Here is a 234-nt window from a genome sequence, read left to right as displayed (position 1 = left end):
CCTCGTCGGCGAAGAGGTTGGCGAAGATCGGAGCGGTGAAGCTCGGATCGTCGAGCTTGAGGCTCAGATAGTCGCGACCCTCGTTGGAGCGCTTGGACCAGCCGGCCCCGATCTCGGCCCGGCCCACCTCGTGGCTTGGCACGGTCAGTCGTTCTCGATTGTTCTCTCATGACGACACCGCCCTTTGCGGCAGGTTGTTTCTCTTTGTTCGCCGAGTCGTTCCAACCTCTTGTG

General features: G+C 61.5%; 1 pseudogene. It reads right to left on the bottom strand.

What is annotated here, in order from left to right:
- Positions 1-142: pseudogene (locus FNJ47_RS49025) on the bottom strand (DUF736 domain-containing protein); the annotation flags it as partial.
- Between the last annotated feature and the right edge of the window lie 92 nt (positions 143-234).

Source organism: Bradyrhizobium uaiense, from assembly GCF_010811875.1.
Lineage (GTDB): Bacteria > Pseudomonadota > Alphaproteobacteria > Rhizobiales > Xanthobacteraceae > Bradyrhizobium > Bradyrhizobium uaiense.
This window is presented reverse-complemented; position numbering and strand designations above follow the sequence as displayed.